The sequence below is a fragment of the Azotosporobacter soli genome (assembly GCF_030542965.1).
Classification (GTDB): Bacteria; Bacillota; Negativicutes; order SG130; family SG130; genus Azotosporobacter; species Azotosporobacter soli.
Genome location: NZ_JAUAOA010000003.1, coordinates 33,426 through 59,304 on the forward strand (window position 1 = coordinate 33,426; position 25,879 = coordinate 59,304).

Genomic DNA, 25,879 nt, shown 5'->3' on the forward strand with positions numbered 1-25,879 from the left:
GCGAATAAACTAATTATATTCGCTGCACTAGTGCATCAAGGAGGTTGCTATGGCTCACTTATCGATTCGGAACCGCCTATTAAGCGTGTTTCTCGTGCTTATCACTCTGACAATTGCCGCATTAGGCAGTTATTTTCTTTGGTATTTTCATCGTTATAACATCTCAAATCTTACGACGCATCTGGTAACACACGCCCATATCACAGAACAATTCGTCCGCGAATATCTCGGCGGCATCTATGACCGCCATAGCCTGGATAATAAAATCAAGGAAATCTCCACCAGTACAGCCATCCGCATCACCGTCATCGAGACAGACGGCACCGTATTGGCCGATTCCTGGGAAAATCCAAGCAGCATGGATAATCATCGCACTCGCCCGGAAGTCAGCTCAGCGCTAACCGGTCACCAGGACACCGCGACGCGTTACAGCAGCACACTGCAGCAAAATGCTTTGTATGTGGCCGTTCCTGTTTTTGATGCAACCAATCAGATTCGCGGCGTCGTACGTGTGTCAAGCACCTTGACCGCAGTCGATGCCGGATTTGCCGAGATACGCTCCGCTATTTTCACAGCGCTCTTTTTAACGCTCTGTCTGGCTAGTCTGATCAGCCTCCGTCTTGCCCGCCAATTCACGGCGCCGCTGGAATCGATGACCCGGCTGGCAAAAGAGATCGGCGCCGGCCACCTCGAGCAGCGCCTTCACATTCGCACCGGCGACGAATTGGAAGTTCTTGCGCATACGCTAAACAACTTGGCCTCAAACCTAGACGACACTTTGGCGGAGATCAAAGAAGAAAAGTCTAAACTGGAATTGATCCTTTCACACATGGATAACGGCCTTTTCCTGCTGGATCGCCAGGGGCGCATTACCAACGCCAATCGGAAAGCCAAAGAATTATTCAACCTTAAAGCCAGCATGCTCGGCCAACACAATTTGACCGTGCTTGGTTACAATCAATTCGACGTCGCACTGCGCAAGGTCGTCGCGGAGCATTGCTCCTTGACGCTTGATCTGCGAACCAGCGCCAAAGACGCGAATCGCTTTTTCCAAATCTTCCTCGGCCCGATCGAGTCGGAAAAAGGCGTTCAGGCGGTTCTGGCCGTTTTTCATGACATCACGGCTCTGAAAGAGTTGCAGGAGCGCCAAGCGGAATTCATCAACAATGCTTCCCACGAATTGGCCACGCCGCTTACTTCGATTAAAGGTTTCGCCGAAACGCTGCTCAGCGACGATCCGATCGATGCCGCCTTGCAGCAAAAATTTGTCCGTATTATCTTTAGTGAAGCGGAACGCATGCAACGCCTTGTTCAGGATTTGCTCCAGCTGGCACGCCTGCAACCCGAGGAATACCGCAAGCAGGTTTCCTTTCAAAATATTGAAATGACCGACTTATTGCACGAAGTCATTCAAGAATTTGCGCCCCGCTTTGCTAAAAAGGAGCTTCACTTCAGCAGCAATTGCGCAGAAGTTTCACCGTCTCCTGTTTGGGGACACGGCGATTATTTAAAACAGGTTTTGATCAACCTGCTTGATAACGCCTGCAAATACACCCCTTCCGGCGGACGGCTAACGCTTCATTGCAGTCAGGCCAATGAGCGCCTCTACATCGCACTAAAAGACAGCGGCATCGGCATTCAACAGCAACATTTGCCGCTCTTGCTTGACCGTTTCTATCGCGTCGACAAGAGCCGTTCCCGCCAGGAAGGCGGCACGGGCCTTGGCCTGTCGATTGTGAAATTCATCCTGGACTTGCACGACGGTACAATCGACTTCGTCAGCAAACCGGATGAAGGCACGACTGTCACAATCAGTCTGCCTTTGGCAACAAAGCAAGATCATACTGCTATTTAGGAGGACATCATTATGCCAAGCACTCACAAACGCGAAAGTCGCAAACATCTATTTCTCCGCTACTGTTTTCTTCAACTCGGTTCGATCCTGGCCGCCGCCGGTCTTGAATTTTTTCTGATTCCAAATCAGGTCATCGACGGCGGCGTGGTCGGCATTTCGATCATGTTGAGCTATCTTTTCCACCAACCGCTCAGTCTCTTTCTGCTGATCCTGAATCTTCCGTTTCTCTATCTTGGCTACAAACAAATCGGCATCTCTTTTGCCCTATCGACGCTCTTTTCGGTCATCAGCCTCTCGTATTGGGTCGCTGTCTTTCATCCGATTCCCGGACTTACGACGGATCTTTTTCTTGCCACGGTTTTTGGCGGCATCATTCTTGGCATCGGTGTCGGTTTGATCATTCGCTACGGCGGATCGCTGGACGGAACAGAGATCGTCGCCATTTTACTCGACAAACGCACCGGCTTTTCCGTCGGTGAAACGATACTCTTCATGAACCTGTTCATCTTGGCCAGCGCCGGCCTTGTCTTCGGCTGGGACAAGGCTATGTATTCACTGGTCGCTTATTTCATCGCCTTTAAGGTCATTGACGTTACGATCGAAGGTCTTGATGAGTCAAAGGGCGTTATGATCGTTACCGACGAACCAGAAGAAATCGCCGCTGCATTGATGGATCGCCTGGGACGCGGCGTCACCATCCTGCATGGTCAAGGCGGCTATAGCGGTGAGGCAAAAGAAGTATTGTATTCCGTCGTCACCCGCTTGGAAGTGGCTAAATTAAAATCAATCATTCACGAAAAAGACCCTTCCGCCTTCGTTACCATTCATGAAGTCCACGAAGTCCTCGGCGGGCGGGTGAAAAAGAAAGCCATCCATTAGAAAAGAGCGGACTTGCTATGGCAAGTCCGCTCTTTTCCCTTAAGGGTAATGCGACGCTAGAGTATTCGCTCCAAGAGCAGCGGCAATTCCTGGCGTGTCGTGACATAGTCGGCCTGAACCGCCAATTGTTTGTCATTAATCAAGTCGTCTGTCACCAGACACGTTTTAATCCCTAAGCATCCGGCAATCAGATCCTCTTCGACATCATTGCCGACCATTAGGCACTCTTCCGCCCGCCAACCCATCCGATCGATAATTTCCTGGTAATAGTCCGGATTCGGTTTACAAAAATGACTGTTTTCATAAACCGTCACCAACGGAAAAGCATAGGATTCTAATCCTGCCCAGACCAAGCGTTGTTGTGTCGCAAGACGCGGAAAAATCGGATTGGTCGCGATGACGGCTACGCCGCCTCTTTGCAGCACGATTTCTACCGCTTGGCGGGCTGCGACAGCGGGACGCGTGACCTTACGCAACTGCCAAAAAGCATTTTCATAAAAGTCCATGATCCGTGCAACGACCCGATCTGCCTGTGCGCCAAGCCCCGCAGTAAAATGCTTCATGAAGACCTCTTCATTGGTAAGTGACGAATCCTTGTCCTTGACCATAAGCGTGGTTGCAGTCAACAACTGCTCTATGACGACTTTAGGTTCCATGACTTCCTTGACATGGCTTCCTAAATAATGAAAATAGGTTTTGGCAAACTCCTCATTATTCATCGGCAGTAAGGTTCCGTCCAAATCAAATAAAACCTGTTTTATCATCCAAATCTCCTTCATCCAAACGATTCGTACGCTGCTCAGAGACAACGCTTCCTTTTAGAAAAATTCGTCATGCTGAACGGATCTTCCTTCCCGTAAAAAAAGAGCCTAAGGAAGATCGTTCCCTCGGCTCGCCGTAGCTTTTCCCTATTTTTACTGTTTACGCATACGCTGTCCCGTCGCGAGGTAAATCACCCATTCGCCTATGTTCGTCGCATGATCGGCCACGCGTTCGAGATAACGCGCCACGAATAAGAGTTGCGCGGCTTGCTGGATGTTCTTATGATCCTGCATCATGTAAGTGAGAAGTTCGCGAAAGACCTGCTGATAAATGGCATCCACTTCATCATCGGCCGCGCATACCTCTGCGGCCAGCTGCGTGTCAAGCTCTATATAAGCACGCAGCGAATCCTTGACCATCTTGCGTGCGCTGTCCGCCATGCGCGGAATATCAACGAGAGGCTTAATCAGCGGCTGACCGATCACCTCCAATGTTATCTTCGCAATATCAAAGGCATGATCGCCGACCCGTTCCAGATCCGTGGCGATTTTGAGTCCGGTTGCTACGATCCGAAGATCCATCGCGAGCGGCTGCTGTCTGGCAATCAGCATCATGCACTTGTCTTCAATATCCTTTTCCATCTCATCAATCGCATCATCGCCCGCCATGATCTGTCTGGCCAGGCCCTCATCCTGCGTACTCAGCGCTTTTACGGCGCCGCCGATCGCTTTTTCCACCCGGTTCCCCATATCGAGGATTTCCTGGCGCAACGCTTCCAGATCATTTTGATAATGCTGACGTACACCGCTTACGTTCATGACCGCTCCTCCTTAACCAAATCGTCCGGTAATATAATCTTCCGTGCGCTTATCTTGCGGGCGCGTAAACACAGCATCCGTATCATCATGCTCCACCATCTCGCCGTTAAGAAAGAACGCCGTGCGATCCGATACACGCGCCGCCTGCTGCATGTTGTGCGTCACCATGACAATCGTATAGCGGCTTTTCAGTTCACCGACCAGCTCTTCGACTTTCATTGTCGAAATCGGATCAAGCGCGGAGCAGGGTTCATCCATCAGCAATACTTCAGGTTCCACCGCCAATAAGCGAGCAATGCAAAGGCGTTGTTGTTGGCCGCCTGACATTCCCATCGCCGAGGTATGCAAACGATCCTTAACCTCGTTCCAGAGCGCCGCGCCCTGCAAGCTTTGCTCCACCAAAACGTCCAGTTTTTTCCGTTCCTGAATGCCATGAATACGCGGCCCATAGGCGATATTGTCATAAATCGTCATTGGAAATGGATTCGGACGCTGAAAAACCATGCCGACCCGCTTGCGGAGCATGACGACATCCGTATCCGGATGATAAATATTGGTGCCGTCAAGTAAGACTTCACCTTCGATTCTGACGCTGTCGATCAAATCGTTCATTCGGTTCAATGTCTTGATAAACGTCGACTTGCCGCAACCGGACGGCCCGATCAACGCCAATACGCTATTGGCGCGCACAGTCAGTGAAATCTGATTCAACGCGACTGCCGAGCCATAATATAATTTAAGCTTATTTACCTGCATCTTGTTGTCCATGTCACTATGCCTCCCCAGCGTTATAGCTGTATGATAGCATCCGCTGGCGCAAGAGGCGTTATGCTTTTGTTATCTTTTCGTTAAATATGAAAGTGGTGTCTCAATTTTAGTTGAGACACCACCTTTATATTTCGCTGAAGCGATATCCGACGCCGCGAACGGTTTCAATCGCTTCCGCCACATTCGGTTCGATTTCCAGTTTGGCCCGTAAGTGACGTACATGGACATCGACCGTACGCGTATCGCCAAAATATTCATAGCCCCAAACCTTGTCCAAAAGTTGTTCCCGGCTAAACGCACGCCCCAGGTTCGTAACAAACAGTTTCAATAACTCATATTCTTTTGGCGTCAGTTCCAATTTGTCACGCCCCAAGAAGGCCTCGTGGCGGCCAAAGTTCATGCGCAGCGGGCCAAAGGCCAGTTCGCCTTCCGTAACACTGTCTCGCGCACTGCGACGCAGCACCGCTTTGACCCGGGCCACCAGTTCGCGCGGGCTGAAGGGCTTGGTCATATAATCGTCGGCGCCCATTTCCAGCCCCAAAATCTTATCCACCTCTTCATTACGCGCCGTCAGCATGATAATCGGGATAGACGATGTCGCCGCCTGTCCTTTTAAACTGCGACATACTTCCAAGCCATCCATGCCAGGCAGCATTAAATCGAGCAGTAACAACTCCGGCTTTTCACGTCGCACTTCGCGTAGCGCCTCATTGCCATCGACTGCTTCGACGACTTCATAACCGGCTTTCAGCAAATGAAATTTAACCAATTCACGAATAGATTCTTCATCATCAACAACCAAGACTGCCACAAAAACACCGCCTTCTTCGTTCAACATCGCTGCACCAGAAATAACTCCTACTGTGTTTTCGGTCAAACGCTACCTTTTTCCTGCTTTTTATCACTGACTAAAAAAAGAAAAGCCAGGTGTATACACCTGGCTTTCGTTCTCTGTACGCTTATTTATTTACAGCGTCTTTCAGACCTTTACCGGCTTTGAATACCGGATTTTTGGATGCGGGAATAACAATTTCAGCGCCGGTTTGCGGGTTGCGACCTTTGCGCTCTTCCCGTGCTTTTACTTCGAACGTGCCGAAGCCGATCAATTGTACTTTGTCGCTCTTTGCCAGAGCCTCTTCCACGCTGGCGAAGAAAGCGTTTACAGCCTTCTCTGCATCCTTCTTGGTCAGACCCGCTTTTTCAGCAACACTTGCAACTAATTCAGTTTTATTCACAAATCTAGCCTCCTCATGATAAATCATTACGTTAGACGTATTCGCTAAAACCTTTACGAATTCCTCTTTCTCTTTGAAAAAAACAGTAAAAAAACCGCAAAAAATCTACATTCCAGCCTTTTTTGCCTCATTCCAGAGCAAATCGAGTTGTTTTAACGACATTTTTTTCCATTCCTCGCCATTTTTCATGATCTTTTCTTCGATATAGCCAAAGCGGCGGCGGAATTTTTGGTTCGTTGCCGTCAACGCCGTTTCAGGTTCTACCGACAAAAAGCGTGCTAAGTTGACGAGCGAGAACAGTGCGTCACCCAGTTCTTCCTCGATGGCTTTCGCATCTTTCTTTTCCACTGCCTCACGCAGCTCCTGCAGTTCCTCCGCAACCTTCTCCCATACCGGCGCCGCATCCGGCCAGTCGAAACCGACTTTAGCCGCTTTCCCCTGCACCTTATATGCATGCATCAGCGCCGGCAAGCCGGCGGGAATGCCGTCCAATATCCTTTTGCGGTCAGAATGTTCCCGCCGTTTGATTTCTTCCCAGTTCACCACCACATCGGCCGCATCGGCGACAGTGACTTCGCCGAAGACATGCGGATGACGCCGGATCATTTTTTCCGTCACGACATCGACTACATCCTGCATGCCAAATTCGCCGCTTTCTTCGGCAACCCGCGCGTGAAAAACGATTTGCAGCAGCAAATCGCCTAATTCTTCGCAGAGTTTTTCGCTGTCGGCCAATTCAATCGCTTCTAAAACCTCATACACTTCTTCCACTAAATAGCGGCGCAGAGTCTTATGATTTTGTTCGAGATCCCAAAGACATCCTTCCGGCGAACGCAGCTCGGCCATCACCGAAACCAGCGGTTCCAACGAAAAGACTTGCGGCGACTTCTCTTCCGGCTTAGGAACATAGAGGCTGGTCAAGTGATCGATGTCCGCCTGGCGATCCAGTTCATAAAGAGGAATCCGGCGAATGCTTTCTTCCGGCAAGCCCAGACCGCGTACCAGCGTCACTTCATAATCATCCGGCAAGCTATCCATCAGCGTCAGCTTAACATCGGAAGCCACCGTCTGATTATACACTTGCGTAATCACAAGCGCCGTCGTCGTCGCAAACGCGGTTTGCGCCAAATCACAGGCATCAAGAATGCTCAGTCCCTCAATCGGATCGACGCCGAGCCTTGTATAGAGCACTTCGAGAAAACTCATGCCCGGCAAAATCGTAACGGGAATCTGTTTCGCTCTCGCAAGCTCGCGGATCAGGATTACCGTCCGTTCGGCCACCAGCGGACTGCCGGGTACGGCGTAGACGATCTTCTCGCCCGCGAGCGCACGCGCGACGCAGTCCTCGGCAATCGCTGCATAGACCTGTTCAAACGTTTCATGTCGCTCATAGTATTCGTCGTAGCTTGCGAAAGAAATTTCCCGCTGCAGCAACCCCGCCACGGTCGGATGCTTAGCCGTGCGCAAGAGCAGCGTTTGCGCTTGCTGCAAAATTTCCAGCGTTTCCAACGTCATAAATTTAAAACTCCCGGGCCCGAGTCCCACAATAACGATCTCACCCATCATCGATCCTCACCTTTCAAGTCGAAGTATGTTCTGCACTGATGCGTCAAAGCAGGCTGCCAAAGGCAACCTGCTTATTGATGAAACGCTTAGTCGCGCAGCAATCTGATTTTTCTGAGCACAAGAACCAACAGCTTGCCTGCTTTAGGAATTCTTTCAATATCTCTGGCTTCCACGCCGCCCAGTAAAACCAAAGCCAAAAAGTAAACGAGTCCGCCGATTAGAATCGCCGCCAGCGTTGCCAATGAGCTTTTGCCCGCAACTTGCTGCAAGATAAAGGCAAAACTGAAATGTACGGTCACGCCCATCAGCGCGGCGGCGACAACCGCCTTTGCCGTTTCCTTCAAATCCATTCGGAAACCGACGTAGCGCTGGATAAAATACATATTAAGCAGCGCCGCTACCAAAAAGTCCGCATTGGTCGCCCAAGCCGCGCCCTTGATGCCGAGCGCCGGAATCGCCGTCAGTACCCAGTTCAAAACAATTTTCACTACCGCTGCAGCGAGCATCGTCAGCAACGGAATATTGATATGACCGAGACCCTGCAGTATTCCCGTCGTCACCTGCTGCCAGCCGAGCAAGACAATGCCGAGAGAAAGGATCGCGATCGACACGCCCGCCTGCGGCGTGCCGTACAGCATCTTGGATATCGGTTCCGCTAAGAGACCCATACCGACAAAAGCCGGGATAACCACCAGATTGGTCAGGCGCATCGCGGTCGCCGTTCTCTGATAGATAGCTTCGCGATTGCCCAAGGTGAAAGATTCCGAAATGGCCGGCACCAAACTGGCCGCCATCGACAAGGTCGGAATCGTCGCCATCGCAATCAGCGGAATCGCCATACCGGTCAGATAGCCGAATTGCTCGGTCGCCTGCTCGATCGAAAACCCGGCGGCTTCCAGGCGCACCGGTACGATAAACAAGTCGATGTTCTCCACGATCGGCACCATGATGCTGGCCATCAAAACCGGCAATGCCAAACGAATAATGCGTTTTACGATATTGATTGTCGATTCCTGAATAATATCTACCGACTGTTCATCGACTCGCTCACGCAAAATCCGGCTGTGACGCCAATAATAAATCATCAGCACGACCAGCGCCGCGACGGCGCCAGGCCCCGCGCCAAAACTCGCACCCGCAGCGGCAAATTCAAGACCGCGCGGCAACAGCCAGTACGCCAGACCGATCATTGTCACAACGCGCAGCAGCTGTTCCATGATTTGCGACACGCCGGTCGGTATCATGAACTGCAAGCCTTGGAAATAGCCGCGATAGCTCGAGAGCAATGTCACGAAAAACAAGGCCGGAGCCAAAGCAACGATCGCATAGTAGGCACGCGGATCACGCACCAGTTGATTGTCAATCAACCAACGTGCGCCATAAAATAACAGACCGGTGAAAAAAAGTCCCGTGACCACCAGCATCGCCAGTGAAATCTTGAAAACGCGGTTGGCGCCCCGATAATCGCCGAGAGCCACCCGTTCCGACACCATAATCGATATGGCGACCGGAATACCCGCCGATGAAATGCTAATCGCAAGCAAATAAATAGGGTATGCCATCTGATAAAGACCGATGCCCTCTCCGCCTAAGAGACGCGAGAGCAGAATCCGGTTCACGGAACCGATAATTTTTACGACAACTCCAGCCACTGTCAGAATCAGTGCGCCTTTTAAAAACTTATCTTTACTCACCTAAGTCATTCCTCTCCCTTAGTCACGATAAAACACAAACTAAATTATATCATAGAATGACGTTCCACTTCATCCTTTGTTTTTGCCGAGCAAAATTTCGAGCGCCGTCAGCAACAATTTCATCAATTTCGCGTCCTTCAGTTGCAGGCTTTTGATGCGGATGCCGTCCGGATACATCGCCACCCGATTCGTATAGGTCTCTTTTAGCGCAATCACTTTCTCCGGGCTTATGTTCGGCAGTTCGCCAACGACCAGATCGACATAGTTCGGACGCTCCTGCACCGCTTTCAGTCCTAATTCTCTGGCCATGTTCTTTATGCGCGCTACCGCTAAGAGATTCATCACGCAGGTCGGAGGTTCCCCAAAGCGATCGATCAATTCATCCAGCAGCTCACTGATATGACCTTCACGGCGTACTGCTGCGATGCGTTGGTAGACTTCGATCTTGTGCATCGGATCTGGTATGTAATCGCCGCTGAGATAGGCGTCGATATTCAGTTCCAGTACCGGTTCGGCGGCAATTTTAAGCGGCGTCTCGCCTTTAGCCTCGCCCACGGCTTCTTCCAGCAAACGGCAATACATTTCAAAACCGACATTGACGATGTTGCCGTGCTGCTGCGAACCAAGCAGATTTCCGGCGCCGCGGATTTCGAGGTCGCGCATCGCGATCTTGAATCCGGCGCCGAGTTCTGCGAATTCCTTGATTGCCTGCAATCGTTTTTCCGCAACCTCCGTCAACACCTTATCGCGGCGATACGTGAAATAACCGAACGCCAAGCGATGCGAGCGCCCTACCCGCCCTCTCATCTGATAGAGCTGCGACAAGCCGAAACGATCCGCGTCATACACGATAATCGTATTCGCATTCGGCACATCAAGACCGCTCTCAATGATGCTGGTGCAAAGCAGAATATCATCTTTGCCTTCATAAAAATCGACCATCACCTGTTCCAACAATTCTTCCGGCATTTGCCCATGCGCAGTCTGAATCTGTGCTTCAGGCACCAGTTTGCTGAGCTTTTCCCTCATCTTATCAATCGTCTGCACGCGATTGTAGACAAAGTAAACCTGCCCGCCACGCTTCATTTCCCGGCGGATCGCATCTCTGATCAGATCTTCGCGATATTCCACGACATAACTCTGCACCGGAAAACGTTCTTCCGGCGGTGTTTCAATGATGCTCATATCGCGCGTACCCAAGAGCGACATATGAAGCGTACGCGGAATCGGCGTGGCGCTTAACGTCAGCACATCAATATTCGTACGCCATTGTTTGATCCGTTCTTTTTGCTTTACGCCGAAACGCTGTTCTTCGTCGACGATCAGTAAACCGAGCTGTTTGAATTTCATATCTTCTTGAATCAATCGGTGCGTACCGATAATGACGTCGATTTGACCGCGCACCAGTTTGTCGAGCGTCGCTTTCTGCTCTTTGGCGCTGCGAAATCGGCTGATCACGTCAACGCTCGGGCCGAACCCGGCAAAGCGGGCGCTGAACGTTTGAAAATGCTGCTGCGCAAGCACGGTCGTCGGTACGAGCACCGCGACCTGACGGCCGTTCATGACCGCTTTAAAGGCGGCGCGGATCGCCACTTCTGTCTTGCCGAAGCCGACATCACCGCACAACAGACGGTCCATCGGACGGGCCGCTTCCATATCGGCCTTGATTTCAGCAATCGCCGTGAGCTGATCCGGCGTTTCTTCGAACGGAAAAGCATCCTCAAATTCACGCTGCCAGGCCGTATCGCTTTCAAATGCATAGCCTTCGGCAGTCTGCCGCGAAGCATAGAGTTCCAAGAGTTCCTGCGCCATATCGGCGACCGCCTTCTTGGCTTTCGATTTGGCCCTGTTCCAGTCATTGCCGCCTAAACGGCTGAGGCGCGGCGCATCGCCCTCGGAGCCGATGTATTTTTGCAGCTGCTGTACCTGGTCGGTCGGAACGTATAACTTATCTTCTCCGGCATAACGGATATGCAGATAATCGCGATGCACATCGCCGACTTGCAGCGTCTCCACGCCGAGATACTTCCCGATGCCATGACTCACATGCACGACATAATCGCCCATCTTGATGTCCTGAAAATATTGGATCTGACGTTCCTTCGACGTACGCAGCCGCGTCTTTTTCTTTTGCCGCCCGACGATGTCCTTTTCGGTCACCACCGCCAGATGGGCATGCGGCAATTCAAAACCGCCTTCCAATCGAGCGACCGTCAGTTGGATGGCGCCCGGCATCAATTCGCGCAGTTGCGGCTCATAGACGACATTGACGCCTTCATCGGCGAGCGATTGTTGAAGTGCCGCCGCTTTTTCTCGCTCGGACATCAACAGGACGACCGCGAGCTTGCGTTCCTGCCAGCCTTTCAATTCATTGGCCAGCATATCCATCTGTCGATGAAACGGCGCTACCGTACGCGCCGTCATGCCCAAGATTTCATCCGGCGTGCCGTGCGGCAGTTTTTGCAGCATCAACGACAGATACAAAACCGAATACCCTTTTAGCGTTTCCATCCAATCCGCCCAGCCTGCCGCACGGCGCTTCAGTTCGGGATTTTCCCGCAGCAGGTTGACCAATTGTTCTCTGATTCGCGTCGGTTCGTCCAAGACAAGCAATCCGCCGACCGAAAGATGTTCAAATAAAATCCCCGGCTCTTCTTTGCCGCTTTCAACGAGCGCCATCACTTCGGCGCTGTCCAGCGTATCCTGCGAACGCTGACTTTCCGCCTGAAATTCGCGCAGGGAATCGATTTCATCGCCGAACAGCTCAAGCCGAATCGGCAGTTTGCGATTTACCGGATAGACATCGATAATCCCGCCGCGCACGCTGAATTGCCCCAGTGTTTCCACTTGGTCGACTCGTTCATAGCCAAAAGCCACTAACTGTTCCAGCAAATGCTCGCGTTTGATTTCCGCTCCCGCAGTCAGCGTCAGCCGACTGTCGCGAAATTGCGCCATGCTCGGCACCGGAAGAGCAGCCGCTTCTGCGGTCGCCAATACGATGATCGGCTTACCGCGATACAAGCCCGTAAGCGCCTCCAGACGACGCGCCGCGAGTTCACGCCCCTTTGCCGCCGCTGTAAAGGTCGACATGTCTGCAACCGGAAATTCGAGCACCGCCACTTCCGGCAGCCAAGTCGACAAATCCGAACGCCAAAATTCCAAGGCCTCATAATTGCTGACGACAATCAAAAGCGGACGAGGCTGCTCCCGATACACAGCCGCGAGCACCGCTTGCTTTTGACTGCCCATCAGGCCATACAGTTGCGTCTGACGCCCCGTCTTGCCCAGTTCATATTTCAATTGACGGACTGTTTCATCCGTCGCGATCCGTTTGATCAACGCATCCATTCAAAGCACCTCGCTTGGCCAGCGCAAAAGGGGCTTTAGCCTTTGCTAAAGCCCTACGCATCCATTCCATTTCTCTGACGGCGACAACACGCCGTCAAACGCACATTAATTATATGATTCCAGCTCAGCTGCGTCAACAAGAAAAAGCCTTTTCTCTCCTGCAGTTAAAAAAGAACAGGCCCCTTCACGGGCCTGTTCTCGCTTCTTACAGATTTGCGTTCTTCCAATCTTCCATAAAACGTTTGATGCCGCTGTCCGTCAACGGATGGTTCAGCATCGTCAGCAATACTTTATACGGTACGGTAGCGATATTCGCACCGGCCATCGCAGACTGCGTCACATGCATCGGATGACGTATGCTGGCGGAAATAATCTCCGTTTCGATGCCATGAATGGCAAACATGTCGGCAACATTTTTAATGAGTTGGATGCCGTCTTCGCTGATATCATCGAGGCGTCCGACAAACGGACTGACGTATGACGCACCGGCCCGCGCCGCAAGCAAGGCCTGGTTCGCGGAAAAGATCAAGGTCACATTGGTCTTGATGCCTTCCTGGCTCAGCACTTTCACCGTCTTAAGGCCTTCCGCATTCATCGGTACCTTGACCACGACGTTTTTAGCAATGGCCGCCAGTTGCCTGGCTTCCGTTATCATATCCTTCGATTCTGTACTGACGACTTCCGCGCTGATCGGCCCGGCAACGACGGCCGCGATTTCAGCGATTGTCTCCGCCAAATTGCGTTTTTCCTTCGCAATCAGCGACGGATTGGTCGTTACACCGGCGACGACGCCTAGATCCACCGCTTCCTTGATTTCCGATAAATTAGCCGTATCCAAAAAAAACTTCATCCGTAGATCCTCCTCACCTTATTAGCGCAGCCGTCTGTCAGCGGTTGCGCCTCGAGCGTCGGGGCGACATCAAGTCAATCCGTTCAAGCGAACGAACATATTTCATATCGCGATCTTCCTTGGCCGAGATTATGACCTGCCCGCCGCAGCGTTCACAATACAACTGAATGCAGTCCGGCAGCAGCTCAGCCCCGATTTCCTCGCCGCCGCAATTACAGAGAATTTGCCCCGCTTCCGCGATATCGTGAACGCAATTGAGAACTTCAAACATCACTTCCGGATTTTCGACATAATCATCGTAATCCGAAACCAAGCGCTCGAATTCCCTTTTATAATCGGCCACCATCGCAGCGATCACTTCACGTTCACCGACAAAGCCGAGTTCCACATTGTTTTCCAGGCAATACAGTTTTTCAGTGCCATTGCGCCACATTTGCCGACCATCGAGGCAAATCACATGTTCTTTTTGACAAACGACGCAGGGAATGTTGATGAGACATTGCCGCGGACCGCCGCTGATCAGCGTCCCTTGCTGCGCGCCACAAGCGCAGAGAAGTTCCCTTCCCGTTTCCTGCGCCAAACGAAAGCGCGACAAGTCATGGAAATGGATTTTTCCGCAACGCGCGCAATGCAGCGCCAGTACGGTCACAGCCCTGATAATCATCTTCATCCCCCTTTCTGTCTTAGTCATATTTCGACACGCGCACAAAAAATTCCTGCCCTGAAGAAAAGCGCTCGGAAGATTTCCGAGCGCTTTTCTCTCTTTATTATTCGCTTGTCGCTGCACCGCTTTCAATTTGTTCACGAATGATCGTACATAAGGCGATGATGTCGAACGGCTTGGTAATATACGCATACGCGCCGAGTTCTCTCGCCTGATTGACCAGTTCCAATTCGCCGTAAGCGGTCATCATGATGACTTTATCCGCCTGCCCCATCTTTTTCAATTCGCGCAAGGTTTCAATTCCATCCATGCCTGGCATTTTCATATCCATGAGGATTAACTGCGGCATGGCTTCCTTCACCTTTTGAATTCCTTCAAACCCATTCGCGGCAGTCTCTACGCCGTAGCCTTCTTCTGCCAGAACTTCCGTCAGCAGCCTGCGGATTCCAGGTTGATCATCAATGACTAAAATAGTAGCTTTTGCTTCAGACATATCCGCTCTCCTCACTTTGCAACTTCTCTTCGTTTGCAAATATAGCACTCTTTTTATTTATTCGCATTTTTGTGAGGAATTCCTGCTCTACTTTCGCGCCTTTCCCCTGAAATAGCGCTTTGCCTATTTTCCGCCTTTCAGTCGCTGTAGAAAGCGCATGCCCTTGGCCAACGTCTCTTGATGCCAGATTTCGAGCGTGTAGCTCGCCGTTTTGTCATCCAGGAGGAAGGCAATGTCATTTTCCGGCGTAGGAAGTCCCGATGTGCTGTAAATCGGTTTTCCGTCTTTTAACACCCGGACGCGAAAGGCATCTTCGCGATGATAGAGCGGGTATTTGACTTTGACCGTATGCGGATGCTCCGCATCGACCGGTATGTCGCGCCCGAGAATTTGCAAGGCGTATTCAGAGCGCAGCCAGCCGTCTTTTAAACGCTGGCCGTAAAGCACGACTGGTCGAGGCGCATAATAATCAAGGTACGCCCGCACCAAATCACCCGCCGTGCCGAAGCGCAGCAGTTGAGTCTCGACATAGCGCTGTTTGAGGTACGTAAGATGCTCCTCCAACGCCCTAAACTGACCCCCGCTCGTACTGCGCCAGTCACCATCGCCCATCACAAACATGGCGTGCGTAAAGCCGATGATGCCGTGCACGCCCGACATGACACGGCCGTCGGCCGCGAAATAGCGCATTCCTTCATCGGCTTTCGCATTCATCACGCTTGCCGATTGCAGGTCATAGGCAATATTGATGCGTGGTGTCGGCCTGAATTCGACCAGGGCGGCATCCGCAAGCGTAGCTGTCGGATGGTTAATGTCGCTGCTGCCGGCAAGATAAATCTCATTGCCGTAAGCTCCGGACGTCAAGCCGCCTTGATTGCCGTCCGCGTCCGTCGAGCCCCATAAGCCTACCGCGCGATAGGCACGACTGCTCGCCGCCTCGCTTTCCGCTCCGTTGCCGAAATCGAATGAACCGGCACGTGACGTGATAATCTGCCCTTGCGGTGAATCAGCCGTCAGCTGGTCCAAAATACGCTGATATCGATACAGCATGCCCGCCCGGCTGATCGGATCGCCAAGCGTGCCTTCCTTTTCCAGCAAATGCGACCAGCCATGTTTCAGATGGTTCGCCCATAGACCATCGCTCACCGGATCATAGGACAACACATTGCCCGGCAACTCGGGATCATAATCGCCATGCATATGCACGCCGTACTCATGCCCTTTCGCCGCCTCCTGCGCGACCGAAGTCCTTATGTCTGCGACAACTTGCCGCCACTCGTTCTTCGCCGATCGCTCCGCCGCCCACTCCGCGGCGCGGACAGCAGGCCAAGCAATATAATGCGTCCACTTTGCTCCGGCCTTATCCGCGATACGGTTCAAAGCCTCCGCTTTACCGATCAGCTGCCCACGGTATTCTTCCGGCTGCAGCCAGCCGCTCTGATTGCCCCAGGCGGTCGGATATCCGGCTGCATCCATCGGTTCTAAATCTTCGGTCATGACATAGAAGATCTCTCCGGGCCGTTCATCCGCCACGGACAGCTTTGTTTGCGCCAGTGGCGTGCCGTTGAGCGTCAGCACCAGCGGCCATGGCTGATTCATATTCACGGCGTCGGCCCGCTGCGCCTTGACCGTCCATTGGAAGCTGCGTTTCTCGCCCTCCGGCCACGGTCCACTGAGACGTTGCGCTCCGTCTTGTAGCATCACGCCATAGCCAAGCGGTTCTTGCAGCGCAAGCACCGCATTGTCAATCATGCGTCCGCTCTGATTCACCAGCTCCGCAGTCAGCGTCGCCGAGTCGCCGCGCTGCAACGTTTTCGTCGGCCCCGTCAGCTGTGCGCTTAACGAACGCCGCCAATCCGTTTCCAAAGCAAACGCGCGCAAAAGCACATGCTGGCCCTGTCCGGCTTCGACGCTCAGTCGATAACGGACCGCTTTAGCGCCCGTATTCGTCATTTCCTGACTGGAGAGAGTTTCTTTGATCCAGTTTCCCTGATAATTATCCAAGTAGCGACGATCCTGCTGGCCGGGCAGCAAAGCTCCGGTAAACGCCATGTTTCGACTTGCCAGAACCTGACCTTCACTATCCAACGCTTCTAGGCTGATCCGTCCCGTTCCCTGCGTCGAAAGGAATTGAAGGTCATAACTCGCCGTAGCATTTCTGCCGACATTGGACTCGACGCTGTAACGCAACACCCCGTCAGGACCTGCCGCAAGTTCCAACAACTCCTCGCCTTGCGCCGAGCGAAGCGAACGTTTCACATTGCCGCCGCCCGATTCATACAAGCGCTCCGCCAATTGCCAGCGCGCCGCTACCGCAGCGTCCGCCTGCAAAGCCGCAGGCGGAGAAACGTTTTTTTTCGCGCAAGCGCCTGCCAGAACAAGCAGCAAAATCATGCTTCCGACCCAGAGCCATTTCCGCCTCATATCATCCCGCCTTCCCAAATCATTTCTATGCTGACTGCGATAAGAACGAGCAGCAACGCCACTCCGAGCATCAGCCAAGGCATCAGCAAGACCAAAACCGCTTTGCTGCGAGCAAAGCCGTACACTGCGGCAATCGCCTCAACGTCCAGCCAGATTTTCCATGCAACGATCGCAAGAAAAGCAAGCACCGCTGCTACGCCATTGCTTGGAAAAAGCAAGAGCGCAGCCGCCGGTAAAAGTTGAAAGAAGAGTGGAAGATGGGCGCAGCCGCTGGCTGCCAACAGCGCTTTCGCCCGCCCCTTTCCGCCGACAAGTTCCGCGGCCAGATGCCAGAGCGCAACGCTGACAAGCCAGCAAGACACGCTCAGCAAGACAGCGGCGATTACTAATCCTCTTTCCCCGTTCATATTCTCTTGCGTCTGCTGCCAAGGCAATGAAAAAAGAACGCTGCCCGTCAAATAACCGCCAACGACAAACAAGGTCGCACGCAGCGGCGAAACGCAGCTCGCAGCCTTGAGCATTCCTGCACGCGGCGCAAAAATGACGTCATAAATCACTTCCCATTGACTGTACATGTCATTTCACCTGCCAGTTTTCCGGCAATGCCAATGGCGCCAGTTGCTGCGGCGCATTCGGCAAAGTCGGCAGCAGCATTTGGCGCAGCAACCCCTGCGTCTCTCCGCCTGTCAACATCTGCCACGGCGATGTCTTGCCGTATTCCTGCAGCTTCGGTTTTCCGTGAATGCCCGCCAATGCAGCAGCACCTTCCACTGCATCATACATGTTACCCAGTTCATCGACCAGGCCCAGTTCCTTCGCCTGATTGCCGGTATAGACCCGCCCGTCCGCTAACTGGCGCACCCGCTCAAGTTCCATATTGCGCCCTTCGGCAACAACCTGGATGAACTGCTGATAGATATCGTCCACCATCGATTGCAACATCGCACGTTCCTCCGGCGTCATGGGGCGATCCGGCGATAAGATATCCTTATGCGGCCCGCTTTTGATCTTCTCTTGCTGAATGCCGACTTTTTTAAATAATTCTTCCCAGTTCGCATAGGGAATGTAAACGCCGATGCTGCCGGTCAGTGTCGTCGGATTTGCATAGATCCGTTCCGTACAGGCCGCCAGCCAATAACCGCCGGAAGCGGCAATATCCCCCATCGATGTCACGACCACTTTACCGCTGCTGCGCAGTTTCATTATTTCTTCGCCGACTTCCTGCGAAGCGGGAGCGCTGCCGCCCGGGCTGTTAATACGCAGGACAACAGCCTTTACGGCCTGATCGTCGCGTGCCTGGTGCAAGAGACGGATCAACTGATCGGTCCCGCCTTGTTCGCTTAGGAAGCCGCTTTGTCCACGCCCGCCGAGAATGACGCCTTCGACATGGATAATCGCTATTTTTTCGCTCTCTGCTTTTTTCCAGTGTCCGCTACCGTTTAGAACGACGGCCGCTCCCGTCAACAGCAGCAGCAATAGGATGACGACGACTTTTTTATGCATGGCTCTTTCCCGCCTTTCTCCGCGCTACACGCGTCTTTCGCCTCAAACATAGCAAAAAGCAACTGCCGGACCTGCCGACAGCTGCTTGCCTGTATTATTTTTTTTGCCCCAGGGTTGCCTTGATGAACTCACGGAACAACGGATGCGGATTTGTCGGACGCGATTTCAATTCCGGATGGAACTGCGTTGCGACAAACCAAGGATGATCCTTAAGCTCCACAATTTCCACCAGACGTCCATCCGGCGAGGTACCGCCGATAATCATGCCGGCCGAAGTGATCTGCTCCCGGTAAGCATTGTTGAATTCGAGACGATGGCGATGGCGTTCATAAATTATCGATTCGCCGTAAGCCGCCTGCGTCAGCGTATTTTCCGTCACTTTGCACGGATAAATGCCCAGACGCATCGTGCCGCCCTTGTCTTCCACTTCTACTTGATCTTCCATCAACGCAATAACGGGATGCGCCGTATCTGGATTCATTTCCGTACTATGCGCGCCGTTCAGTCCGCAGACATTACGGGCAAACTCGATCACTGCCGTTTGCATACCGAGGCACAAGCCAAAATAAGGCACTTTGTTTTCACGCGCATATTGAATTGCTCTGATCTTGCCTTCGATCCCACGATCGCCAAAACCACCCGGTACGAGAATGCCTTCGACATCGCCGAGCATTCCTGGCAAATCGACATTGTTGCCTTCCAGTTCTTCGGCATTGATCCATTTAATCGATACCGCCGTACTATTTGCAATGCCTGCATGGCGCAGCGATTCCGTAACGCTCATATAGGCATCCGGCAACGCAACATATTTTCCGACGACCGCCACTTTGACTTCGTGTTCCGGATTGACGATCTTGTCAACCATCGCTTTCCACTCTGTCATATCGGCCTCGCCGGCTTTTAAGTTCAGTTTGTCCATGACGATTCGATCCAGACCTTCTTCCTGCATCATCAACGGCACTTGATAGATGGACGCAGCCGTCTTGTTCTGAATCACGGCATTTACGTCGATGTCGCAGAACAGCGCCAATTTATCCTTCATATCCTGTGAAATGTCATGTTCGCTCCGGCAGACGATGATATCCGGATGGATGCCGATGCTGCGCAATTCTTTTACGCTGTGCTGCGTCGGCTTTGTTTTCAATTCCCCTGCTGCCGCAATATACGGCAACAGCGTCACATGCAAATAAAGGACACCTTCACGACCGACTTCCTTTTTCACTTGACGAATCGCTTCTAAAAACGGCAGACTCTCAATGTCGCCGACCGTGCCGCCGATTTCAGTGATAACGACGTCCGCGTTATCTTCTTTACCGACCCGGTAAATCCGTTCTTTGATTTCATTGGTAATATGAGGGATGACCTGAACCGTGCTGCCAAGATAATCGCCTTTACGTTCCTTGTTGATGACCGACCAGTAAATCTTGCCTGCCGTCACATTGGAACCCTTGCCCAGGTTGATATCAATAAACCGCTCATAATGTCCCAAATCCAGATCCGTTTCGGCTCCGTCATCGGTGACGAACACTTCGCCATGCTGATAAGGGCTCATCGTACCAGGATCGATGTTGATATAGGGGTCGAACTTTTGAATCGTCACCTTCAAACCGCGGTTTTTCAGAAGACGCCCCAGCGATGCGGCAGTAATGCCTTTACCCAGGGAAGAAACGACGCCTCCAGTAACAAAAATGTATTTAGCCATAGAAAAGAATCCTCCTAAGCATGCCTTGCAAAGTTTTGGCGTCCGGTTTCGAACTTCCGTTCCCGCTTTAAAAACGGAAGAGCCGCAGTCTAACTTCGATGCGATAGAGCGTTCTATCTTTCATCGCCGCTGGCTGCCCCGTCCTCCCGGATCGCTCCAAGCACTTCAATTATTTTATCCTTCGCATGGAGCAGTGTCAAGAGGAGTTATTCTTGTTCGCCAGTCTCAGCTGCCGCCGCGACATATTCCTGCTGGATCTCTTCGAATAATTTTTCTCGGCGCGGCGTACTTGTCCCGCTGCCGCCCCATTCGCCGTCTTCGGCCATTCGAGCGTTCATCTGCTGCGGCGTCCACTCCGCCAAGCCCCACATTCCCTTACCCATGTGAATAAAACGACTGTCCATGTTGATCTGCGTATGCACTTCTGCCATTGCATGCGCCTGCGACGAGGCCCGTTGACCGGTTTGCGTCAGCACGCTGCCGATGAGGTCACGAAAATACATGGCATACCCCCGGCTCCGTAAAACTTGATATGCAACTTCCACTTCTGAAACTGCTTTCATGTTATTCCATTCCCTCCGCATATATAGATATCACCTTTTGATTTACGCGCTGCACGCAGCAGGCAAATCATTTCGTGATAATATTCACCATTTGCACTGAAACTCCTTTTTTTTTGCAAAAATGAATTTTACATACGGTCCGGAGCACTGACGCCCAATACAGTGAGCGCATGACGAATTGCCGACTGTACGCCTTTCGCCAGCGCCAGACGGGCTGTCTGCAAGTCCGCTTCTACGCCGACGATTCTGCATTGGTTGTAAAAGGTGTGAAATTGCCCCGCCAAATCATGGACGTAGCGCGCGATTCGATGCGGTGCACGTTCCTCTGCCGCCTGAGAAATCTCTTCCGGATACTCGCCCAGTTTTTTAATCAGATCCACTTCCCATTGACTGCTGAGCAGCGACAACTCTGCCGCCGAAAGATTTTGCGTATCGGCTCCGGCTTCTTCCGCCTGGCGGAAAATGCTGCAGATGCGCGCATACGCATATTGGATATAATAAACCGGATTTTCATTCGTCCGCGATTTCGCCAGATTCAGGTCAAAATCCAACTGGCTGTCGATCGAGCGCATGATGAAGAAGAAACGCGCCGCATCAGTACCAACTTCCTCCATCAGCTCCGTCAGCGTGACGCTTTGTCCGGTCCGCTTTGACATCTTGACCAATTCGCCGTCGCGGAATAGGCTGACCATTTGCAAAATCAGCACTTCCAACTGTTCCGGTCGATAGCCGAAGGCGGCAATCGCCGCCTTTACGCGGCAGATATAGCCATGGTGATCCGCACCCCAGATATTGATCAGCTGCTCAAAACCGCGTTCCATCTTATTGCGATGATACGCGATATCGGCGGCTAAATACGTAGGAACCCCGTTGTCGCGGATCACAACCCGGTCCTTGTCGTCGCCGTACGCGGTCGATTTCAGCCATTGCGCGCCATCTTGCTCATAGAGATAGCCTTTCTCACGCAATTCTTTGCATGCGCTCTGAATCGCATCGGCTTCGTGCAGCGTTCGTTCACTGAACCAATGGTCGAACTGGACGTTGAACGCAGCCAGATCTTCCTTAAGCGCCGCAAGCTTCTCCTGCAGTGCGATTTCTTTAAACTGCTCGCGCCGCTCTGCGACCGACAGCTTCAGGAATCGATCGCCATGATGTTCAATGATCCTGCGCGCCGTGTCGACAATATCCTCGCCATGATAGCCATCGGCTGGGAACTCGACCGTTTGGCCCAGCAACTCCAAATAGCGCGCCTCTACCGACAGCGCCAAATTGTCGATCTGGTTGCCGGCGTCATTGATGTAATATTCGCTGGCCACGTCATAACCGGCGGCACGCAGCAAATTGACAAGCGCACTGCCCACAGCCGCGCCGCGGCCATGTCCTACATGGAGAGGTCCTGTGGGATTAGCGCTGACAAATTCAACCTGAATACGCTGTCCTGCACCATGCTTCGTGTTGCCGTATCCTTCACCCTGCGCCAAGATGCCAGCCAGAAGTTCGTGCACCCAACGCGGATTCAAGTAAAAATTCAAAAAGCCCGGTCCGGCTATTTCCACTTTCTCCAACCATTCTTCCTGCAACTCTTCGACAATCGCCTGTGCGATGCCGCGCGGATTCGCTTTTAAACTGCGCGCTGCCTGCATCGCAAAGTTGGAAGCAAAATCGCCAAATTCTTTCTGCGGCGGTACTTCGAGTAAAATTTCCGGCAGCTCACCCTGCGGCAACTTTCCGGCTGCCATCGCGGCCTTCGCCGCTTTTTCAATGGCTGTCTGCAATACGATTTTCATGTCCATGTCCCTTATCCTCCTGTATCGTAACAGATAGACGGTTCGCACTCTGCCACTGTCCGTTAATTTCCAAATCATACTCAATCTCCAGACTGCCGCTGAGTTCTTCCGTCAGCGCAATCTTTAGGTTTTTGGTCAGCACAGCCATCTCGATCCGGCCGTACTGCGTGATATAAGGCCCTTCATAGCGTTCGCCCACGCTAAAGATCTGCTTGTGCTGGATGACGCCGCTGCGATTGATGATCACGCGATCAGGGCGGATCTTTATCGTGACCATGCTGTTCTCTAAGCCCGATATCTGGCTGTCCTGATAAAGCAAATACGTCATTCCGTTTTTAACATAACAGCGGCCGGCGGTCAACAGTTCTACGCTGTCTTCTTCCCCGGCGGCGTCACGTTGTACGCCCACAATCTTCATAATGACAGCCTTCACTGTTTATCCCCTCCCAAGCTTCGGCACATGAATATATTATAGCGAACCAGGCGGATAATGCAAGGAAAAGGGGGCTTTCCGGACAAAATAACAGACTGCGCAACTTTTTCGTTGCACAGTCTGCGCACAGCATGCTCTAACGCGTTTTAGCGAAGCAGCCAGGCCATCAATTGATTCACCCAATCGAGCGTCATCTCAAGCGGCGGTAAAATCTCATTGATATACAGCCACTCCAGACCGAACGCGACCAGATAGCCGACGACGATCTGGCGCATCCAGTTCCAATGCTGCGCATCAAGGTATTCCTGTTTCTCCGCCAATTGACGGCGCTGCAGGCCTACATCGCGTATTGCATCGCGCAATTGCTGTCGATATTGAACCAAAGCCTTCTTATTGCGCGACAAAGCGTGGTACATCTCGCGAAAATCTTTAAACCACCGATCCAGGATGCGCAAGTATTGGCGATCCTTTGCCTCTTCCATGCGGAGCAGGCTGACCTCATGCTTGTAACGCCACCAATGGACATAAAACGGAAACATCGTCAAACGCAAGAAAAAGAAGGACATCACCAGAACCAAAATATCATAAATGAACGACCAGAGAAACCGCATCCCTTGTCCGGTATCGCTGTAGACAAAAGTAAATGCGCGTTGCACGACCGGAAAGGTAAGATGGATCAAAATAAATACATATGTGATCAGCAGCAACCAGTGCCAAAGCGTCATCAGGCTGCTGCGTCCTTGCGGACTGAAAAATTCGCCGCTGCCGCACTCTTCCTCCGCCTTGCAGGAGGGGACGCGGTGGATATGAAGCAACAATCGACCTGCCAGAATTTCGCCGCCGATGATGACCAGATTGTGGCGCAATCGCCGGTATTTCGGCGAGACCACCGTCGTCACATGTTCGCGCAAGTCAATCTGAATCGCCTCCGGCGCCAAACGCAGGGAAACCCCTTCATTCGTCGTGAACGTGCCGACCAGATAGGACAGACGCAGCAAAAACGGCACAAGCAACTTCGCTGCGACTCCTTTGCCGCCCGTTTCTTTCACGATCACCTGATGCAATTTCACTTCCAGGCTCGAGGTATAACGATCATGCCATAAATCCGCCAGTGAGCAATTCAACTCCACCTCGCCCAACCATGCCAGTTCAAGCTTCAAACGAATCAAGCCATCGGACGGCAAACACAATTCAAGACGGCGTAACCCGCCCCGTCCCGCCAAACGTTCATTGAGCCAGTCGGCGAGCTCCACCTCACTCAGGACCACTTCCTGTTCCTGGCCCAGCAAGGCGTTTCCTTCATCCTCTTCTATTTCCTGCACTGGGTTTTCTTTCCCAAACCCCAGCCATCTTCGTAAAAATCCTGTAAACACGTTTTCTTCCTCACCATTTCTTTTCATCTCTTATCCTGCATCATTACAACCGCTATATTCTCACCTCGTCAGCATCCTATTTTCCCATTTAGGATAAGATTCCCCCTGCTCGTCTTTTTTCCTGCCGCCGCTCCGCATTAAACAGCAAAGCAGCTCCACTTCGGTTCGCAAAGTGGGGCTGCTCGTACTTGCCGCTTAGCGACTGTCGTTTGCCGTCAAAACATATTTTTCGATCAGCCGGATCGGCTGGTAGGCGAGCTTCGCTTTGCGCAAATTTTCTTCGCCCATGTCCTCTTCTCGATTGATGTAAGCGACATCGCTCCATGCATGTTGGCAGTAATCCTGACAGATCGCGGTATAAATACCGCGCAGTTCGGTATCCGCTTTTTCGGCATGCACTACCGCGGTATCCGAATTGATCTTCTCCCCAAAAGTGACTGCTTTCATTTCATTTTTCACATAGATTGCGCCGCCGCTTATGCCAAGCGCACGGAAATTCTGCAATCCAATCGACAGCGCCTTGCGCTCGCAGTCCAAGCTATCGCCTTTTTCACAATCGCGCTGCCGACACCATTCTTTGAGAAAAGTCTGCGTTTCCAGCGCAACCGTCTCATCCATCACCCGGTACTCATATTCCGGATAGCTTTGTCGAAACGCATTGGCATGGTTTTTTTTCTTATGAAATTTTCGTCCTTTCAGTTCGCGCAAGTCTTCCGCCTTATACAGGTAATCGAAGTTGTCGCGGTCTTCTTCCGCCCGAAACGCGCCCGGCAATTGCTCGTCCAGCAGTTCCAGCATAAACTTTTCACAGCCGCGCAACAAAAATTCCCGGCCATCCCCGCTCAAATATCGTTTGAGCTGCAACACTCCATCGCCGAAATTGCGGTCGCTGCCGAACGGCGGCAACACGAAGTGGCTTCCTTCCCAGCAGGCCTTGACTAAAATAAGATCTTCCCATGCCGTCCACTGAATATCATAGGCTTTTTGCCACATAAAGAGATTCGTAAAATTAAAATGGGCGTTCTCATAACGTCTGGCTGCAAACGCCTTATCAAAGATCGGTTTATCGGCCAACTCCACTGCCTTAAAATCGATTGTACTCGCCTCCGTCTCTTGCACAGCACTTCTTTTCTGCTTATTATTTTATGCCATTTCCAACCGA

22 protein-coding genes are annotated in these 25,879 nt (G+C 52.1%); 2 read left to right on the forward strand and 20 right to left on the reverse strand.

Features of this window, described 5'->3' with window-relative positions:
* The first annotated feature begins 49 nt into the window (after nucleotides 1-49).
* Both QTL79_RS04025 and QTL79_RS04030 read left to right on the forward strand, forming a co-directional pair.
* Nucleotides 50-1,855 (forward strand): sensor histidine kinase, encoded by a 1,806-nt coding sequence (locus QTL79_RS04025; RefSeq protein WP_346353662.1) that lies wholly within the window; start codon nucleotides 50-52, stop codon nucleotides 1,853-1,855.
* Between the two features lie 12 nt (nucleotides 1,856-1,867).
* Nucleotides 1,868-2,734, forward strand: a complete 867-nt coding sequence (locus tag QTL79_RS04030; protein ID WP_346353663.1) for a YitT family protein — start codon at nucleotides 1,868-1,870, stop codon at nucleotides 2,732-2,734.
* A gap of 56 nt (nucleotides 2,735-2,790) precedes the next feature.
* Here the strand turns inward: QTL79_RS04030 and QTL79_RS04035 are convergent, their stop codons facing one another.
* The 20 genes from QTL79_RS04035 to QTL79_RS04130 all read right to left on the reverse strand — a co-directional run bounded on the left by QTL79_RS04035 (nucleotide 2,791) and on the right by QTL79_RS04130 (nucleotide 25,836).
* The gene (locus tag QTL79_RS04035; RefSeq protein WP_346353664.1) at nucleotides 2,791-3,498 is read right to left on the reverse strand and encodes an HAD family hydrolase; all 708 of its coding nucleotides are present in this window, start codon (nucleotides 3,496-3,498) and stop codon (nucleotides 2,791-2,793) included.
* 150 nt (nucleotides 3,499-3,648) lie between these two features.
* On the reverse strand, nucleotides 3,649-4,314 hold the full coding sequence (gene phoU, locus QTL79_RS04040; RefSeq protein ID WP_346353665.1) for a phosphate signaling complex protein PhoU: 666 nt from the start codon (nucleotides 4,312-4,314) through the stop codon (nucleotides 3,649-3,651).
* A 12-nt stretch (nucleotides 4,315-4,326) separates the two neighbouring features.
* The gene (gene pstB, locus QTL79_RS04045) at nucleotides 4,327-5,082 is read right to left on the reverse strand and encodes a phosphate ABC transporter ATP-binding protein PstB (RefSeq protein WP_346353666.1); all 756 of its coding nucleotides are present in this window, start codon (nucleotides 5,080-5,082) and stop codon (nucleotides 4,327-4,329) included.
* A 124-nt stretch (nucleotides 5,083-5,206) separates the two neighbouring features.
* Nucleotides 5,207-5,920 (reverse strand): response regulator, encoded by a 714-nt coding sequence (locus QTL79_RS04050; protein WP_346353967.1) that lies wholly within the window; start codon nucleotides 5,918-5,920, stop codon nucleotides 5,207-5,209.
* 121 nt (nucleotides 5,921-6,041) lie between these two features.
* On the reverse strand, nucleotides 6,042-6,317 hold the full coding sequence (locus tag QTL79_RS04055) for an HU family DNA-binding protein (RefSeq protein ID WP_346353667.1): 276 nt from the start codon (nucleotides 6,315-6,317) through the stop codon (nucleotides 6,042-6,044).
* Between the two features lie 105 nt (nucleotides 6,318-6,422).
* A complete protein-coding gene (gene yabN / locus QTL79_RS04060) occupies nucleotides 6,423-7,880 on the reverse strand; it encodes a bifunctional methyltransferase/pyrophosphohydrolase YabN (RefSeq protein WP_346353968.1) in 1,458 nt (485 codons plus the stop codon).
* Nucleotides 7,881-7,969: 89 nt separating this feature from the next.
* The gene (locus tag QTL79_RS04065; RefSeq protein ID WP_346353668.1) at nucleotides 7,970-9,577 is read right to left on the reverse strand and encodes a putative polysaccharide biosynthesis protein; all 1,608 of its coding nucleotides are present in this window, start codon (nucleotides 9,575-9,577) and stop codon (nucleotides 7,970-7,972) included.
* 69 nt (nucleotides 9,578-9,646) lie between these two features.
* The gene (gene mfd, locus QTL79_RS04070; RefSeq protein ID WP_346353669.1) at nucleotides 9,647-12,925 is read right to left on the reverse strand and encodes a transcription-repair coupling factor; all 3,279 of its coding nucleotides are present in this window, start codon (nucleotides 12,923-12,925) and stop codon (nucleotides 9,647-9,649) included.
* 205 nt (nucleotides 12,926-13,130) lie between these two features.
* On the reverse strand, nucleotides 13,131-13,775 hold the full coding sequence (gene fsa, locus QTL79_RS04075; RefSeq protein ID WP_346353670.1) for a fructose-6-phosphate aldolase: 645 nt from the start codon (nucleotides 13,773-13,775) through the stop codon (nucleotides 13,131-13,133).
* Nucleotides 13,776-13,812: 37 nt separating this feature from the next.
* Entirely contained in the window at nucleotides 13,813-14,439 is a 627-nt protein-coding gene (locus QTL79_RS04080; protein ID WP_346353671.1) for a hypothetical protein, read from the reverse strand.
* Nucleotides 14,440-14,542: 103 nt separating this feature from the next.
* On the reverse strand, nucleotides 14,543-14,932 hold the full coding sequence (locus tag QTL79_RS04085) for a response regulator (RefSeq protein WP_346353672.1): 390 nt from the start codon (nucleotides 14,930-14,932) through the stop codon (nucleotides 14,543-14,545).
* Between the two features lie 123 nt (nucleotides 14,933-15,055).
* Entirely contained in the window at nucleotides 15,056-17,356 is a 2,301-nt protein-coding gene (locus tag QTL79_RS04090) for a hypothetical protein (protein ID WP_346353673.1), read from the reverse strand.
* Nucleotides 17,353-17,931 carry a YIP1 family protein gene (locus QTL79_RS04095; protein WP_346353674.1) on the reverse strand — a complete coding sequence of 193 codons (579 nt, stop codon included), beginning with the start codon at nucleotides 17,929-17,931 and terminating at the stop codon, nucleotides 17,353-17,355. Before QTL79_RS04095 ends, QTL79_RS04090 begins: the two co-directional genes overlap by 4 nt.
* A gap of 1 nt (nucleotide 17,932) precedes the next feature.
* A complete protein-coding gene (gene sppA, locus QTL79_RS04100; RefSeq protein WP_346353675.1) occupies nucleotides 17,933-18,859 on the reverse strand; it encodes a signal peptide peptidase SppA in 927 nt (308 codons plus the stop codon).
* 94 nt (nucleotides 18,860-18,953) lie between these two features.
* On the reverse strand, nucleotides 18,954-20,561 hold the full coding sequence (gene pyrG, locus QTL79_RS04105) for a CTP synthase (protein ID WP_346353676.1): 1,608 nt from the start codon (nucleotides 20,559-20,561) through the stop codon (nucleotides 18,954-18,956).
* Between the two features lie 206 nt (nucleotides 20,562-20,767).
* The gene (rpoE, locus tag QTL79_RS04110) at nucleotides 20,768-21,124 is read right to left on the reverse strand and encodes a DNA-directed RNA polymerase subunit delta (RefSeq protein ID WP_346353677.1); all 357 of its coding nucleotides are present in this window, start codon (nucleotides 21,122-21,124) and stop codon (nucleotides 20,768-20,770) included.
* A 128-nt stretch (nucleotides 21,125-21,252) separates the two neighbouring features.
* On the reverse strand, nucleotides 21,253-22,917 hold the full coding sequence (gene argS / locus QTL79_RS04115) for an arginine--tRNA ligase (protein ID WP_346353678.1): 1,665 nt from the start codon (nucleotides 22,915-22,917) through the stop codon (nucleotides 21,253-21,255).
* The gene (locus QTL79_RS04120) at nucleotides 22,883-23,344 is read right to left on the reverse strand and encodes a YwiB family protein (RefSeq protein ID WP_346353679.1); all 462 of its coding nucleotides are present in this window, start codon (nucleotides 23,342-23,344) and stop codon (nucleotides 22,883-22,885) included. The genes argS and QTL79_RS04120 overlap by 35 nt, the downstream gene beginning before the upstream one ends.
* A 146-nt stretch (nucleotides 23,345-23,490) precedes the next feature.
* Nucleotides 23,491-24,744, reverse strand: coding sequence for a hypothetical protein (locus tag QTL79_RS04125; protein ID WP_346353680.1), 1,254 nt, complete (start codon nucleotides 24,742-24,744; stop codon nucleotides 23,491-23,493).
* A 168-nt stretch (nucleotides 24,745-24,912) separates the two neighbouring features.
* Nucleotides 24,913-25,836, reverse strand: a complete 924-nt coding sequence (locus tag QTL79_RS04130; RefSeq protein WP_346353681.1) for a DUF2156 domain-containing protein — start codon at nucleotides 25,834-25,836, stop codon at nucleotides 24,913-24,915.
* Nucleotides 25,837-25,879 lie beyond the last annotated feature (43 nt).